The sequence below is a fragment of the Ruegeria sp. G12 genome, from assembly GCF_056533565.1.
Map to the genome: position 1 here is coordinate 144,355 of NZ_JBQFOO010000004.1, position 15,940 is coordinate 160,294.

At 60.5% G+C, this 15,940-nt stretch carries 12 protein-coding genes; 5 read left to right on the forward strand and 7 right to left on the reverse strand.

Features of this window, described 5'->3' with window-relative positions:
• The first annotated feature begins 188 nt into the window (after nt 1–188).
• From ACR0JN_RS11250 to ACR0JN_RS11265, 4 genes are all read left to right on the forward strand, one after another.
• Complete coding sequence (locus tag ACR0JN_RS11250; protein WP_480885661.1) at nt 189–998, forward strand: M15 family metallopeptidase; 810 nt, start codon at nt 189–191, stop codon at nt 996–998.
• Between the two features lie 221 nt (nt 999–1,219).
• A complete protein-coding gene (locus ACR0JN_RS11255) occupies nt 1,220–2,911 on the forward strand; it encodes a ShlB/FhaC/HecB family hemolysin secretion/activation protein (protein WP_480885663.1) in 1,692 nt (563 codons plus the stop codon).
• Nucleotides 2,856–6,461: a two-partner secretion domain-containing protein gene (locus ACR0JN_RS11260; RefSeq protein WP_480885665.1), complete on the forward strand. Its 3,606-nt coding sequence runs from the start codon at nt 2,856–2,858 to the stop codon at nt 6,459–6,461. Before ACR0JN_RS11255 ends, ACR0JN_RS11260 begins: the two co-directional genes overlap by 56 nt.
• 19 nt (nt 6,462–6,480) lie before the next feature.
• The gene (locus ACR0JN_RS11265; protein WP_480885666.1) at nt 6,481–8,415 is read left to right on the forward strand and encodes a caspase family protein; all 1,935 of its coding nucleotides are present in this window, start codon (nt 6,481–6,483) and stop codon (nt 8,413–8,415) included.
• A gap of 14 nt (nt 8,416–8,429) precedes the next feature.
• Here ACR0JN_RS11265 and ACR0JN_RS11270 read toward each other — a convergent pair whose 3' ends face one another.
• A complete protein-coding gene (locus ACR0JN_RS11270; RefSeq protein ID WP_480885668.1) occupies nt 8,430–9,485 on the reverse strand; it encodes an OmpA family protein in 1,056 nt (351 codons plus the stop codon).
• A gap of 150 nt (nt 9,486–9,635) precedes the next feature.
• Here ACR0JN_RS11270 and ACR0JN_RS11275 point away from each other — a divergent pair, with 150 nt between their 5' ends.
• Entirely contained in the window at nt 9,636–11,123 is a 1,488-nt protein-coding gene (locus ACR0JN_RS11275) for a caspase family protein (RefSeq protein ID WP_480885670.1), read from the forward strand.
• Here the strand turns inward: ACR0JN_RS11275 and ACR0JN_RS11280 are convergent.
• The 6 genes from ACR0JN_RS11280 to ACR0JN_RS11305 form a co-directional block, all read right to left on the reverse strand.
• Nucleotides 11,120–11,524, reverse strand: a complete 405-nt coding sequence (locus tag ACR0JN_RS11280) for a hypothetical protein (RefSeq protein ID WP_480885672.1) — start codon at nt 11,522–11,524, stop codon at nt 11,120–11,122. The genes ACR0JN_RS11275 and ACR0JN_RS11280 overlap by 4 nt on opposite strands.
• An 11-nt stretch (nt 11,525–11,535) precedes the next feature.
• On the reverse strand, nt 11,536–12,243 hold the full coding sequence (locus ACR0JN_RS11285; protein WP_480885674.1) for a hypothetical protein: 708 nt from the start codon (nt 12,241–12,243) through the stop codon (nt 11,536–11,538).
• Nucleotides 12,213–13,802, reverse strand: a complete 1,590-nt coding sequence (locus tag ACR0JN_RS11290; protein WP_480885676.1) for a caspase family protein — start codon at nt 13,800–13,802, stop codon at nt 12,213–12,215. The genes ACR0JN_RS11285 and ACR0JN_RS11290 overlap by 31 nt, the downstream gene beginning before the upstream one ends.
• A 112-nt stretch (nt 13,803–13,914) precedes the next feature.
• Nucleotides 13,915–14,253 (reverse strand): cupredoxin domain-containing protein, encoded by a 339-nt coding sequence (locus ACR0JN_RS11295; protein WP_480885678.1) that lies wholly within the window; start codon nt 14,251–14,253, stop codon nt 13,915–13,917.
• A complete protein-coding gene (locus ACR0JN_RS11300; RefSeq protein ID WP_480885680.1) occupies nt 14,253–14,774 on the reverse strand; it encodes a DUF4142 domain-containing protein in 522 nt (173 codons plus the stop codon). The genes ACR0JN_RS11295 and ACR0JN_RS11300 overlap by 1 nt, the downstream gene beginning before the upstream one ends.
• Before the next feature lie 123 nt (nt 14,775–14,897).
• Nucleotides 14,898–15,935 carry a zinc-dependent alcohol dehydrogenase family protein gene (locus ACR0JN_RS11305; protein ID WP_480885682.1) on the reverse strand — a complete coding sequence of 346 codons (1,038 nt, stop codon included), beginning with the start codon at nt 15,933–15,935 and terminating at the stop codon, nt 14,898–14,900.
• Nucleotides 15,936–15,940: the final 5 nt, after the last annotated feature.

Genomic DNA, 15,940 nt, shown 5'->3' on the forward strand with positions numbered 1-15,940 from the left:
TCCTTCCTGTTTGACACGAAGAGTACCGTTGCGTCTGACGGGCGACAATGAAGAAAGTCACACTTGTGAACGACAATTTTGGGGCAATTGCGTGACATCCCGCCCTGCGCCTTTTAGGTTTACGCCCGAAGGCGGCAGGAAACAGGAAAAACAGGCAAATGCGCATCGTTCCGGCGATAATATTAGGGGTGGCGATCATACTTGCCCCGATCATCTGGTATGTGTTTCCGCTAATCGTTCCGATGGAGGACAATTTCGAAGGGCCCGCAATCGACTCGGGCGCGCGGATCGAGATTGAGATGCTCAGCCAGCAAGTTGAAGACATGCGCAACCAGTTGGAACAACTGTCACTGGAAATCTCGCGTTCGCAAAGCGGCGGGCCTGTTTTCCAGCAGGGCAATGAAGATGCGGACAGTTTCGGATATGACAGCACCTCGCCCAATGACATCATCGACGCCTATGCGCAGGTCGTTCTGATCGCCAACCGGGATAAGGTGAACAGGGACCTCGAACTGGCGGGGTCCTCATTCCTGAAAGAGACATTCGGCCTGCCGCGCGAGGATCTGACGGATGACTGCCAGTCGATGACGAATCCCCGGCTTGAGGAAAAGCTGGTTCTGGAAGAGGTCGGTCCGGTCCGGGTGCGGATGCTGAAACCTGCGGTTGATTCGCTGCGCGCCGTGTTCGAGAACATCCGCCGCACCGATCCTGACCTTTATGCGCGCATCAACACGGCCGGGTCGTTATGTGTGCGCCGTATTCGTGGCGCAACATCCTCGGCCTCGGCCCATGCCTACGGTCTGGCCGTTGATCTGAACATCGACGGCGTTCTGGACACGCTGGGCGATGGGAAAACGCAGCTGGGTCTGACAATCCTCGCCGATTTCTTCCGGCAGGAGGGTTGGGTCTGGGGCGCAGCCTGGGGGCGTGAGGATTCGATGCATTTCGAGGTCAGCCGCAACAAGATCGAGGAATGGCTTGAACAAGGTCTTCTGTAGCGGCTGCAAATGTGATCGGCATTTGTGATGTCTGACACAGACGCGCGCTCAGAAACGCTCAATACGATGTGGGACAAATCCAACAGGCACCGGGTAATGTTCGATACAATCTTGCTTTGCTATACGGGCTGCGCTTTGCTAAGCGCTGTTCCACTCTTCCACCATGGTCGGTTAATGATGACAAACCCCCTTGATCTATGATGCATGCCCGACGTTTCAAATTGATAGCAGCGCTTGTCGCCGGTAGCAGCTTCGGCATGGTGGATACCGCGCTGGCGCAAAGCGCGTCCAACCTTGCGCCGTCGACATTTCAGCCGCAAAGTCAACGCAGTACGGGGCCCGTCACCGTGGCCCGCGACCCCGGCGCGCCGATCCCGGAAGGGGCGGATCAGCTGTTCGTAACCGTTGGCCGGGTCGAGATTGAAGGCGCGCTGCCGCAGATGGAGGCCGCAAATGCCGCCTTTATCGAACGACTGTCAGGCAAGCGGGTGCCGGTGTCGGAAATCTTCGCCGCGACCAACCGGCTGGAAAGCGCCTATACCAACGCCGGATTTGTTCTGAGCCGCGTGGTACTGCCACAGCAAACCCTGCGCGATGGCGGAACCTTGCGTATCGTCGTCGTTGACGGGTTCATAGAACGGATCGATGCCGAAAAGGTGCCCGAACAAGCCCGTGACCGGGTCGTTGAGATCACCAAACCCCTGATCGGCAAGCGCGGCATCAAGCTGCAGCAGATCGAGCGCGCACTGTTGGTGGCAGGCGATACATTTGGGCTGCGTCTGGCATCAACCCTGTCCGCAGGTGATGCGGCTGGCGGCACGGTGCTGACGCTGGACGGTCAGTTCAAAGAGATCACTGGCTCATATGGGTTCGACAACACGCTGTCGGACGACCTCGGCCCTCTGAACCTGAGCCTTGGGCTTGAGATCAACGGCGCGCTTGAGATGGGCGAGACGTTTTATTTCAACGCAGGCGGGTCGCCCACGCGGTATTTCTCGGACGACGCTGAATATCGGATTCTGGCGGCCGGCACGGTGTTTCCGATCGGCTATGATGGCCTGACCTTCAATGTCGAGGTCACGTCCAGCAAGGCCCGCCCGGATTCGGACTTTGTGCCGACCGAAAGTGAGTTTGAAAGGCTGTCGATCCGGCTCTATTACCCATGGATCCGTTCGCGCAAATTCAATTTGTCGTCGCAACTGATCCTTGACCGGGTCAGCGACACGCAAGACCTGCTGGTGGGCTCGGTCCGCCTGCCGATCTATGATGACGATCTCAGCGTATTGCGTGCAACGTTGGATGCCACGCGAAACTACGAAAACGGGTCCTTCCTGAGTGGCAGCGCCATCCTGTCGCGCGGGCTGGACGCCTTTGGGGCCAGCGCATCGGTCGGGCCGGGCGATACCCCCCTGTCGCGGCAGGGGGCCAGCGCCGAGTTCACCAAGCTTGTGCTGTCGGCGCAATACCAGCGCCCGCTGAATGCGAACTGGTCGCTGAGCGTGAATGGCCGAATTCAGACCAGTTTCGGCGATCCGCTGGTCACGTCCGAACAGTTCAGCATCGCCAGTTCCAACGAGCTTTCGGCCTTTGACGCAGGCGAGTTGCGCGGTGACGACGGGTGGGTCATGCGCGCCGAAGTGGGCCGGTCGCAGCAGGTTTCGATCGCGGGCTTTCCGCTGATTTTCAAGCCCTATGTCTTTGGCGCATATGGCGAGTTGGGATTGGAACAGCCCACGGTTTTTGAGCAAAGTACAACAACAGCCTATGCCTATGGCATCGGCGCAGATTTGTTCACGATTGAGGATTCGGCCTATCGGTCCGGATCGTTGCGAGTGGAATATGGGAGAGGGGAACGCGATGACCTTGGCGAAGACGGAAACCGTTTCAGCATCGTTGCAAGTCGCAGGTTCTAAAGGCCCAAAAACATTTATCCGAGGCGCGCTGCTGTCGGCCTCGGCGTTTTTGATGGGCACCACGGCGTTGGCACAGTCCTTGCCGAACGGTGGCACTGTGGCCGCTGGAAACGTGACGATCACGCAGCCCAGCGGTACCCAACTGGACATCACGCAGGGCTCCGGGTCCGCGATTGTGAACTGGAACGGGTTTTCGATTGGCTCCGGGTCAACCGTCAACATCCACCAGCCGGGTCAGCAAAGCGTGATCCTGAACCGGGTGACCGGCGATACCACCAGCCAGATCCACGGCCAGTTGAACGCAAATGGCCAGGTTTTTCTGGTGAACCCGAACGGCATCTTCATCGGTCCGAATGGGCACGTGAACACAGCGGGCTTTGTGGCCTCGACGCTGGATATCTCGGACGATGATTTCCTGAACGGACGATATCGCTTCAACGGCAATGGCCAGTCTGCTGCGGTCGAGAATGCGGGAACCATCTCGGTCGTGCCGGGCGGATACGCGGCGCTGATCGGCGGCAGAGTGTCCAACTCGGGCCTGATCCGGGTGCCGCTGGGCAAGGTCGGACTTGGTGCCGGAGAGCAGGTGACGCTGGACGTCGCGGGTGACGGGTTTCTGCAGGTCGCGGTGCCGTCCAACAGTGACGATGCCTCGATGGAGGCGCTTGTCACCAATTCCGGGCGCATCGAAGCGGACGGAGGCGTCGTCCATCTGAAAGCCGCAAGCGCGCGCAATGCGGCGCGGCAGGTGATCAACATGTCAGGCGTGATCGAGGCCCGGTCCGTCGGCGGTGTATCCGGCGCAGTCGTACTGGGCGGCGCCGGTGGTGGCGTGCGGGTCAGCGGAAGCATCGACACCTCCGCCCGCAAGACACTGGTCGCCACTTCGCCCCGGCCCAAGGTTCGGGCGCAGGACGGCGGATCCATCACGATTACGGGTGAGGCAATCGCTCTGGCCGGGGCCAAGCTGAACGCAGACGGGGCGGGGGCCGGTGACGGCGGCACGATCCGGGTTGGCGGCGACTATCAGGGCAGTGGAAACCTGCAGACGGCGCAAACCACAAGCGCGGACGCGAACACAACGCTAACCGCGAATGGCGGCGACGACGGCGATGGCGGGCGGATCATCGTATGGTCGGATGACCTGACGACGTTCTCAGGCACTATCTCGGCCCGCGGCGGCGCGCAGTCGGGCGACGGTGGATTTGTCGAGGTTTCCGGCAAAACCGATCTGGTCTATCGCGGCTTCGCCGACCTGCGCGCACCCAACGGCAAAACCGGCGATTTGCTGTTTGACCCTTTGAACATAACGGTCCCGGGCACATTTACCGAAGCTGGGCTTGAAGCCCAGCTTTCAACGGCGAACGTAACGTTGGACACCTCGGGCTCTGGGGCAGATGCCGGTAACATCACGATCAATGCAGATATCGACTGGACCTCGACGAATGATTTTATCCTGAACGCCGACAACGCCATCACCCTGAACGGTGCGATCAACGGCCCCAACGGAGGTCTGGTTCTGACGGCGCTCGGGGCCGTCGATGGCGTGGGTCTGATCACCACCGGCGCGGGAGGTGACATCAATGTTGGGGTCTTCTCACTGGTCGCAGGCTTCTGGCGGCAAATATCATCCAGTCTGCCCAGTTTTGCGGCGGCAGATTTTGATATCGACCCACAGGCGAATTTCCTGCGCGTGACCGGCGGTAATGGGACAAGCGGCAACCCATACCAGTTGACCGATGTCTACGGTCTGCAGGGGATCGGCGGTATGGCCCTGTCCAACCTGAACTACGAGCTTGTGAACAACATCGATGCCTCGGCAACAAACAGTTGGTTCCGCGGCTTTAGTCCGATGGATTTCTCGGGAACGCTCGACGGAAACAGATTTGCCATCGACGGGCTTTTCATCAACGATAACTTCAATCCCGGGGGTCTCTTCGACAACCTGAGCGGGACAGTTCAGAATCTTTCCATCACAAACGCCGATGTCTCAGTGGGCGAGGGCGGCATCCTGGCCGCCATCAATTCGGGCACGGTGTCGGGCGTCATGGTCTCGGGGGATCTGTTCAGCGGCGGTTATGCGCCCGCTGGGGGACTTGTCGGGATCAACGACGGAACCGTGATCGACAGCTATTCGACCGCAGATGTGTCGGTGGTGCCGATCGAATCCAGTACTGCGTTCATCGGGGGTCTGGTCGGACGGAACACGGGAAATATCATCCGATCCAATAGCTCTGGTTCCGTAACAGGGGCGGACGCCATCAGGTTCACCATGGGCGGGCTGGTTGGCGGGAATTCGGGTCTGATCCGGGATTCCTATTCCACGGCGAGTGTCTTTGGCAGCAATATGGTGTCCTCAACCACGGAACCCGCCAATTTGGGTGGTCTGGTCGGAAACAACAACGGCGGCACGATAACCCGGACCTATTCGACGGGGTCTGTCGGTTTCTCCGGTGGCAATACTCCAACGCTTGGTGGGTTGGTCGGCCAAAACACCGGCTCGGTCAATGGCTCGTTCTGGAACACGTCCACATCAGGCCTGACCACCAGCGCCGGAGGGCAGGGCCTGACGACAGCTCAGCTTCAGGACACGGCGACCTTCTATGGGCTGGCATCAGCGCAGGGCTGGGATTTCACAACGACCTGGGCGCCCGGCACAGGCAGCACGAACCCGGCGAACTACACGACCTCGCCCGTGGTGTTTGCAATACCGGACAGCCTGGCGGTTCCTGCAGGTTCGACGTCGACCGCCACCGCAACAGGGAACGTCTACGGTGGCCCGTCCTCTTACATGTTTGGCCCGGTGTCAGATTCGCTGAACACATCGCCGATTTTCCAAACGCTGACCTTTGCCAGCACCTCGGCAGGGGCCACGACCTTTACGGTCGATACCTCCAACCTGACCAGTTCGGCCAGTCAGACCTTCACCGTTGCGGCCTTGCCCGGCGCTGCGGTCATTGGCGGCGGAACCACTATCATACCGGTCCCCCCACTCCCGCAGATCACCATCACACCCACGGTTGACACCACGATTACCGGAAGCGGCGGTGGCGGTACTGCGGTCACCACCGTAACCGAAGCCGAAACGGCGCTTGGAACGGTTGAAAACGTGTCGCAGGACTTTGATGGTGAGGTTTCGTCCTGCGCCAGCAGCGGCGACAATGTCAGCGAGTACCTGGCCTGCTTGGCGGATGCGATGGATGATTATGCTTCCGACCTCGATCAGATCGTGGACGGCTTGCCGCCGGGGCTGGAATCCATCGGGGATATCATTCGCGGGGCCAGTGCCGGTATTCGCGAAGCCGGTGAAGACGCCAACCGGCGGTTGGCGCTGGCCACCACGGCGGAAGAGCGCGCAGCGATCCGTCGCGAGGCGGTCCAGCAGGCGCGACAGCAAATCCGCCAGGCCCAGCGTGAGATCCGCAAGGCCATCACATTGATACGAGCGAGCGATCCGGAACTTGCCATCATCCAGAACCAGCAGGTAGACACGATTGTAGCCGCTGTCGGACAAGCCGAAATCGGTCTGACGCGCGCCATCGGCCTTTGATCCGTCGGAGAGTTTGCCTGTGTTTGTGATCCGTTGCCTTGCGGCCCTTTTCCTGACGCTGTTCAGCGCCTGCACGGCGCTGGCCGACAAGCGGGTCGCGCTGGTGATCGGCAATTCGGACTACGCCTCGGTCAGTCCGCTGGACAACCCGATCAACGACGCCTCGGACCTGGCTATTGCGCTAGAGGGGTTGGGGTTCGAGGTATTCCTTGGCACCGATCTGACGCGCGATGAGATGCTATCGTTGGCGGAATCTTACGGTGCCACTGCAGCGGATTCCGACGTTTCGCTGCTGTTCTACGCCGGGCACGGGTTTCAGGTGGGCGGGCAAAACTATCTGGTTCCGGTCGATGCGCAAATCTCAGCGCCCGAAGATATCCCGGACCAAACCATCCCTATGCAAGAATTCGTGGGAAGGATGGAGAGCTCCGACGGTATCCGGCTGGTGTTTCTGGACGCCTGCCGCGACAATCCGTTTGAAGGCACTGGCTTGGATGTGGGCGGCGGCGGGCTGGCGCGGGTCGGCAGTGCGGCGGATTTCATGTTTGCCTATGCCACGCAGCCGGACAACGTGGCCTATGACGGCACCGGTCGGAACAGCTTTTTCACCGAGGCGCTGCTGAGCCATATCTACACGCCGGGGCAGGATATCTCCGACCTGATGATCTCGGTCCGCAAGGATGTTCTGGCCTCGACCGGAGGTCGGCAGATTCCGTGGGACAACTCATCGCTGACCCGGCAGTTCCGGTTTGACAACAGCCCGGTGACGGCCTCGGAAGAGACCCTGCTGTGGCAGGTTGCCGCCAACGCGCAGGACGCCTCACTGATGCAGCTTTACATGGACCGTTACCCGCAAGGGGCGCATGTGAACGAGGTTGTGGCGTTTCTGGACCGGGCCGGGCAGGGCGAGACGCTGACCCGCGCCCTTTCAGTCGAGGATCAGGACGAACAGGCCGAGCGACTGTGGAAACTAGCGCAACGCAGCCGGATGCGGCCCTTGCTGGAGTTCTATATCGAGCAATACCCAAGCGGAAACCATGTGGATCAGGCGCGCCGCCTGATTGCTTCGATCCCGCGCCCCGAAGACAGCACTCCGGGCGGCATATGTGAACGGCTGGCCACCCATCCGCGGGACCGGACGGCCAGCATTCCCGGCGTGCCGTTCAGCCGCCTACAGGAAAACGCGCTGACCGCCATCCAGGCCTGTAGCGCCGCCGCAGCGCAGACGCCTGATCTGTCGCACTACGTGGCCTTGCTGGCGCGGGCAACGATTGCGGCGGGTGATGTGGAACGGGCCGTCACGCTGTATCAGCAAGCAGCGGCTGAAGGCGACTTGCGGGCAATGGTATCGCTGGCACAACTGCACGAAAGCGGAACCGGCGTGCCACAGGACGTAAACGCTGCGATGGACCTGTACGAACGTGCAGCAGCGGGGGGCAGTTTCGACGCCATGATCAATCTGGCCGTCACCCTGTTCGAAGGTCAGATTGTGCCCAAGGATGAGGCCCGCGCAATCACGTTACTGCAAAGCGCAGCCGAGGGCGGGTCAGCCAAGGCGACGTTCAATCTCGGTGTTCTCGCACAGGACGGCATTGCGGGGGCACCTGCACAAGCGTTTGGCTATTTCCAGAAAGCCGCACGGAATGGCGAGTATCAGGGATATCTGGCCGCCGCAATCCTGCTGGATGAAGGGCGCGGCGTTCCAAGCGATCCACTGGAGGCCGCACGTATGTTGCTGCGGGGGGCCGCCGAAGATGATGGTTCGATCCTGAACCAGCTGTCTCTGGCCTCGGACCAGTGGTCGCGGGAAACCGTGATGGAGGTTCAGAAACTGCTGCAGAAAGCAGGTTACTATTCAAGTGCCATAGACGGTGTGCCGGGCCCTAATTTCGTATCAGCACTTCAGCAATGGCGCAGCGGCGGGTTTGATCCGATCATTCTGGCCGGGAACTGATCGACCTTCGGCGGTTAGTTCACCGGTATAAACTCGATCCGGCGATTGCGGCGCTTGCCCTCTGCCGTGTCGTTCGAGACCACCGGACGGCTTTCACCATAGCCCACGGTCACAAGCCGTTCGGATGCGATGCCCTGATCCACCAGATAGTTGTTCACCGCCTGCGCCCGCCGCTCACTGAGCGCGCGGTTTGCCGCATCAGAGCCGTCGCTGTCCGTATGGCCGCCGATCTCGATGGTCAGGTCCGGGCAGCGATCGACGATGTCATGCAGGTTCGCCAGCAGCGGAATAGACGCGTCGCTCAGGCGGGCGCTGCCCGAGTTGAAGTAGATGTTGCCGGTGCGCGACAGAATCTCCATCCGCCCTTCGCAGGCTTCACGATCCAAATCACCCTTGGTTTCCAGCGCGGCGGCCCCTGGTGCCGCTGATGCGACCTCCAGCTTCGGCGGAGTTCCGGCCTTGGCCCGGTCAAACACGAAGCCAAAGCTGATAAAGCCGAAAGGCAGGATATCGACGCCTGCAGCCTCCTCCAGCTTGCCGCGCCCTTCTTCAAGGTTGAAGTCGGGCAGGGCGATGGCGATCGGGGTCGTATTTGCTACCGCCACCCGGTCATTGTCGACCAATGTGATAGCGACCTGCGCAACGCTGTCCTTGGTCACACCGTGTAACGACAGGGTGTAAGGCAGGTCGATGATCTTGTGGCGGGTCTGATGCAGATCGACCAACTCTTCGGGCGGAAGCTGCGCGGTGATGACCGCCTCGGGAAAATTGAAGGTCTCGAAGAACAGGAACCGCATGCGCACGTTGCGCAGGTCAATGCTGGTATCAACACTGTCCATCTGAACCCGGATGTCGGCAGAGCCTTCGGGACTGATCACGCCAGAAAGGGTTGCAAACCCGCTGTTTTCCGCCACCGAGTTCTTCTTCACCGACAGAAATTGCAGTTCCGAAGCCTCGGCATCCAGTTTCCACCCATGCTCGAACGGATCGGCGCTTTGGGCCCATGCACTGTTCGCCAGCAGCAATCCGGCTATGGCAAAAAAGTTTCGCATCGGGGTTGAGCGCGCCATGTGTGAACCTGTTCCTATGCTTGATCCTTATTTCGGGATATGTCAGGCGGTGGCCACAAGAAAGCCAAAAAAGCTTGGTAGAAAATTTCGAACCGTCATGATGCCCCAAGGTCACGGGGCTGGTAGGGTGACGGAAACAGAGGATCTGACGTGCTTCGCAAAGTAAAAGTTCTGATTGCGATGATCTGGGTTTTGTGGACCGCTCAGGCGGTGGCCGAACCGCGCATTGCGCTGGTCATCGGGAACTCGGCCTATGGGTCCGTTTCAGCATTGGACAACCCGGTCAACGACGCGAAGCTGATCAGTGAAAAGCTGACCGACCTCGGCTTCGATGTCCGTCACCTGTCGGACAGCAATCAGATCGAGATGAAACGCGCCATTTCCCAGTTCGGCCGAGACCTGCGCAAGGGCGGCGAGGATGCGGTTGGCCTGTTTTATTATGCCGGTCACGGCGTGCAGTCCTTTGGGTCGAACTACCTTCTGCCGGTGGATATTTCGCTGAACGATCCCGCGGATCTTGACCTGATGGCGGTCGAGGCGCGGTCAGTCCTGCATCAGATGGCCTCGGCCCATAACAAGACCAACATCGTCATTCTGGATGCCTGCCGGAACAATCCGTTCGAAGAACTTGCCGATATGGATGACAACGGTCTGGCCGAGATGAAGGCCCCCACGGGGACATTTCTGGCCTATGCCACCGATCCGGGCGGGGTTGCCTTGGACGGTGAAGTAGGCAACAGCCCCTTCACACTAAGCCTGGCGGAACATATCGAAACGCCGGGCATGGCAATTGAGCAGCTGTTCAAGAAAGTCCGTGTCGATGTACTGGAAGAAACCCGCGGCCTTCAAACCCCTTGGGACACGTCTTCGCTGACACAGGATTTTGCCTTCGCGATCGAGACGGAAACGAAGATCGTGCAGCACCAAAGCGAAGAAGACCTTTGGCAAGAGGCGGTCAATTCCCGCGATCCGGTGCAGATCATGCTGTTCATGCGCGCCTATCCTGACAGTATCCATGCGGACAAGGCCAGCGACCTGTTGCAAACCGTTCTGGCCGAATCCTTCGGGACCGCTCCGCCGTCGGGCGTAACGCAGCCCGAGCAGCAGGAACAGGTGGCCGAGGCGACAGAGACCGACCGGCTTATGTATGAACTGGCGCTGGCCGATGATTCCATCCATTCCTACGAGGTGTATCTGCACAGCTTCCCGGACGGGGCGTTCTCGAATCAGGCGGTTGAACGGCTTTCTGCGCTGCGCCTCGGGGAAGCGACAGTGACCCGAAAGGCCGAGCCCACCGCCAAGATTCCAGAGCCCGAAACCGATGGTACAATTGCCGCTGACGAGACGCTGACGCTGGATACCCCGCTCAGCTTCGGGAACTCGTATGTGCGCGGCCAGACGATCAAGGAACTGGTAGCCGGTTCCCCGCAATTCCCACCGCTGGAGGGGTTGCCCGAAGAGCTATGGAAAGACCAGCAATGCTCCAACTGCCATCAATGGACGGCAGAGACGCTGTGCGATCAGGCCCAGACCTATGTCAAACGGCCTGCCGCCGGGAACGTGGCCAAGCAACACCCTTATGGCGGCGGGCTAAAGGTCAACATGCGCCGCTGGGCTTTGGGCGGGTGTCAGGGCTAGCCAGACAGTTTCGCCAGATCGGCGCTCAGCGCGCGCGCCTCGGAAATACTGCGCTGCAGGGCGGCCAATTTTGCATCGGCCGTTGCCCCCTGGGGTGTGTCATTCAGAACCTTGTCGATCCGGGCTGCGGTAGCCGCATCGCCCCCGCCTATGGCGTCGCGTTGCTGCAGGATTTTCAGCTTCAACTGGGCCAGTTCCGATTCCGAGGACCGGATTTGCGCCGAAAGCGCGTCGTTTCGGGCCTGCGCGGCGGCAACATCGCCTTCCGCGGCCTCGATACGGTCGTCATAGACCCCGGTGGCAATGCCGGAGACCCCGGCGAAGAACCCGCCCTCTGCCGGGTCGGTGGTGGTTTGACAGGCGGTCAGCAGAAGGCAGGGTAAAACGGCAAAGCGGATCATGTCACCCCCGGTCACAGCGATGAGGCCAGATCGCCGGCGATCCCGCGCATCTGCGTGATCTGGTTCGACAGAGCCGCCAGATCGCCATCAATGGGCGAGGCCGTCTGACCGCGCGAGATGGTCAGGTTGCGCGCTTCGGTGAACTCAGCCTGTCGCTTGGTTGCACCGTCGATGGCCAGCTCCATCTGGGTCAAGTTCCCGTTGGCCTCGGCCAGTTCCTGCTGCAATTGGGCCGGCTCCACGGTTCCGGCGGCAACACCGGCGTTCAGCGCGCCAAGTTCGGCCTTTTGCGCCGCAAGGACTTGATTCATGACGTTCAGCGTTGTCTGCATTTCGCTGGCGTTCTGATCCAGATCCTTCTTGATCTGCCGCAGACGGGATTCCCGCCCCGCGTAGTTTCTTTGAACAAATGACACATAGGTACCCGCCAGCGCTCCGGCCCCAAGGCCGATGGAAAGTCCGGTGCCCACATCGTCGCTGCCGCCCAGACCGAACCCGATGGCTCCGCCGGTCACACCGCCTGCAACCGCGCCTTGCAGGATGGTCTTTTGCATAGCAGCGGCCTGTTTGGCCAGATCGGCCTCGGCCTGTGATGATCCGCCGGGCGTTGCCTCGGGCGCGGCGGTCGGCTCATTGCTACCACCGCCACAGGCCGTCAGGGTCAGGGACACGACGAGGAATGCCGCGCTTAGTCGGGAGGTATGAGATCGGCCAGCCATTGGTAACTTCCTTTTTTGCTATCTTCCGCCTGCGCAACATGCCGCAGAAACAGGGCGGCGTCCGTGTTCAGTTGCGCATTGGCATAGGTCAGGTCGCGCGAGCCGGAAGCCGCGCTGATAATCGACGTATCAATGTCGGGTGGAAAAAAGACGACCGAGCGGTTCAGCACTTCGTCATAGTAACTGCGGCTTTGGTCCAGACGGCGCAGGATGATGCCGCGCGAGCGGTAGATATCGTACACATCGTTCCGCGCCTGCTGCAAAACGGGCAGGGCGTCGGAGTTGGTACGGGCGATGTCCTCGATCTGCGCCAGCGCGTCCTCGGCGATCCCCAGAGTGCGCTCAACGCTGCGCAGGGCCACGATGTCGGTGCGCAAACGCTGCAAGGTGGTCGCGGCCAGAAAGACCGAAACCTGCGCCGCGTCTTCAAATAACCGTTCGGCCGAGGCAACCTCCTGCGCTGATAACCCACGGCGATAGCTGTCCAGCGCCGGACCCAGATCACGAGTTTGCCCATCGTGCAGATGCCCTAAGGCCACCAGTGCCGTCGCGAGTTTTTCCGGATTGGCCTCGGTCAGCGAGGCGTTCACCGGAGCAAGCGCTCCGGGCGATCCAGCCTTCAGACCGTCAATGCGATCCTTAGCGAAAGCCGCGAACAGCCCGTCGGGGTAAGCCTGCAGGTAGGTTTCGAAATCAGACGCATCCGCGCTGGAGGCAATGCCGCGCCAATGTGCCAGATCGGCGGCGGTTTCGTCGTCAGCGGTCTCCGCTGGCAGACCCGGTGCTAAACTGTGTTCATCCAGCACAGATTCCTCGACCCAGGGAATCTGACGCCCGTCCGTTTCCAGAACCACCTGCTGACGCACCCGGCCCAGCATCAGCCGGACATCCAGATCAGGCGTCGCGATATGATCCAGCAGGCCAGAAGTGAAAACGCTGTTGTCGCCGACCCCGTCATACGCCACGTTGCCGGGATCGGTGGCATAGGCGATCAGCAGCCCGGCCCCTCCGCGCATTCTGACCAGGCCCTGTTCGACCATGCCCCTGTCCGAGAAAGGGTTGTTCCGGCAGGCGTCGAGCAGCAGGATGCCCACCTTCGGACCCGCCTTGGCCATCACGTCCCGCACCCGGTCCAGCGTCAACGAACTGCGCCTAAGCGCCTGCAGATCGCTGCCCGCAAAATCGGTGCCGATCAGATGGTTTTCTCCGCCAATCTGAACGCCGTGCCCGGCATAGAAAAACACCGCCATCTCAGCGCCTTCCGCTGCCGCGCCGAATTGATCCAGCGCTTGCTGCATCGCTCCTGCGTTCTGATCGGTGGCCTCTGTGACGGCAAAACCCAGCTCTTGCAACGCGGCACTCAGCGCGGTGACATCATTCACCGGGTTGCGCAGAGCCATGTCCGGGGACGCATAGTCGGAATTGCCGATCAGCAATGCCACCCGGCCCGAGGCGTAAGCCTGCGTCGCCCAGAATGTCAGGCACAGCAAGAGGATGCTCGGAACGCCGGTCAGCAGGCCGGTCAGACGGGTCACGGTCATACCGGCAAGGTAACGCAAGGTAACGTTTGATGACAATCGCCGTTGGCATCCAGACGTGACGAATTTAACAACCGCGAGTGTTCTGCATCAGCGGGTAAAAGCCGCTCGGCGTCGACGGCACCATTGAAACTCAAACGATCTCAATGGTGCCTTTCATATGCGGGTGAAAGACGCAGAAATAGGATAGCTCCATGCCGTCTTCCACGACGATTTCGGCACTGTCGTTCTGGGTCAATTCACCCGTATCCCAACTTTTCCCGTCCGCAGTGGCCGTATGCGGAGCAATGTCCAGATTTGTCCAGATGATCCGGTCGCCTGGCCTGACCTGCAGGTGGTCTGGCTGGAACGTAAAGCGCCGGATCTTGACCTCATGCGTGGTTGGCTCAGAGGCCTGCGAGCGCATTGCCAGAGCGGCTGCGGAGACCGCCGCCCCGGCAATGACCGACCTTCGGGACAGGGGTCGAGGCATCAGTTCAGCGACTCGACCATCATTTCCGCATGGCCTTCATGGGCTTTGAAAATCTCAAGCCCCTGCTCGAACAGCGCCTTGACCTCGGCGTTGTCGATATTCGGGATCATGGTGTTTTCGACCAGTTCGTTCACGGCCTGATGATAGGCAAGCTCGTTCGCGGCATAGGCCTCGTCAAACTCTGCGCCACGCAACTGGGACAGGTTGTCGATGATTTTCTCGGCGTTTGCGTTCAGGGTCTGGCTGAATGCGTTGTCCTGCGCCGTTGCGCCCAGCTTGTCCAGCAACCCAAGCGCGGCTTCGTTCACCGCCGTATGGTCGCGGATCATGGTGTTGGCGAACTCATGAATCTCGGGGTTTTCCGACAGGGCCAGCGCCAGATGGGCATAGCGAATGTCGATATTGTCCGCCGTGTAAGCGATATGGGCGTATTCCAGGTCGCTCATATCAGCAAGCTCTTGAGCAGTGGCAGGGGCCGCAATGGCAAGAGTGGCGGCGATAGCCGCGAGAAACGTTTTCATCGGTAGAACTCCGTTCGATACTGAGGGTCCGCCCAGTATTCCCGTCCTGCTGCCGAAACACATATCCGGGCGTACAGATAACCGCACAGATCGTTCAAAAAACCGGCGTTTCGGGCCGAATACCTAGAAGCTTGTGATCACGGTTGCACCGATGGATCGGAATTTGTTCATCTCCATCAGTGCCTTCGGGGCATCTTCTAAACTGATCCGATCTCCGACAAGACGGGCGGGGTCAAGTTTGCCGCTTTCAACCATGTCCAGCATCGCGCCATAGCGATGGGCCTGCATCCCGTGCGAGCCGAGCAATTCGATCTCTTGCCCGACGATCTTGGGCATGGGAACTGCGGGCGCGGCGTGATCGCCCAGCATCAGACCGACCTGAATATGCTTGCTCCGCGGACGCAGGCCGAGGATCGAGTTGGTCATGGTCACCGGATGCCCCAGAGCGTCCAGCGACACATGCGCGCCGCCCTTCGTGATCTCGCGAATTGCTTCGGGAACATCTGCCTCGGCCCCGGAAACCGTGGCGACCGCGCCCAACTCATGGGCCAGTTTCAGCTTGGCGGGGTCTAGGTCAATCCCGATCACATTGGCCCCGGCGGCGCTGGCGATCATCACAGCCGACAGACCCACGCCACCGCAACCATGAACGGCCACCCATTGACCGGCGGTGACTTTGCCCTGATCCACCACCGCCCGGAACGAAGTGGCAAACCGGCAACCCAGGCTGGCGGCGGTGGCAAAATCCATTGCGTCCGGCAGGGCCACCAGATTCAGATCGGCCTGATGGATGCCGACATATTCGGCAAAGCTGCCCCAATGGGTAAATCCCGGTTGCTGTTGGTTCACACAAACCTGCTGATGGCCCGCGTGACACTCGGCGCAGGACCCGCAGCCACACACGAAGGGCACTGTCACCCGATCCCCAACGCTCCAATTGGTGACGTCTTTGCCGACGGCCTCGACAACACCGGCAAGCTCGTGACCGGGGACATGCGGCAGGTCAATATCGCTGTCATGTCCCATCCATCCGTGCCAATCGCTGCGGCACACTCCGGTCGCTTCCACCTTCAGGACAACGCCGTGGGGTTCTGGCGTCGGGTCCTGCGCCGAGACCAGTTTGGGGGCTTCCTGAAACTTCTCGAACAGAACGGCTTTCATGCGGC

Coding starts and splice junctions, on each gene's coding strand:
- ACR0JN_RS11260 (WP_480885665.1), top strand. CDS start 2,856: ATGACCTTGGCGAAGACGGAAACCGTTTCAGCATCGTTGCAAGTCGCA.
- ACR0JN_RS11270 (WP_480885668.1), bottom strand. CDS start 9,485: ATGGCGCGCTCAACCCCGATGCGAAACTTTTTTGCCATAGCCGGATTG.
- ACR0JN_RS11280 (WP_480885672.1), bottom strand. CDS start 11,524: ATGATCCGCTTTGCCGTTTTACCCTGCCTTCTGCTGACCGCCTGTCAA.
- ACR0JN_RS11285 (WP_480885674.1), bottom strand. CDS start 12,243: ATGGCTGGCCGATCTCATACCTCCCGACTAAGCGCGGCATTCCTCGTC.
- ACR0JN_RS11295 (WP_480885678.1), bottom strand. CDS start 14,253: ATGCCTCGACCCCTGTCCCGAAGGTCGGTCATTGCCGGGGCGGCGGTC.
- ACR0JN_RS11300 (WP_480885680.1), bottom strand. CDS start 14,774: ATGAAAACGTTTCTCGCGGCTATCGCCGCCACTCTTGCCATTGCGGCC.
- ACR0JN_RS11305 (WP_480885682.1), bottom strand. CDS start 15,935: ATGAAAGCCGTTCTGTTCGAGAAGTTTCAGGAAGCCCCCAAACTGGTC.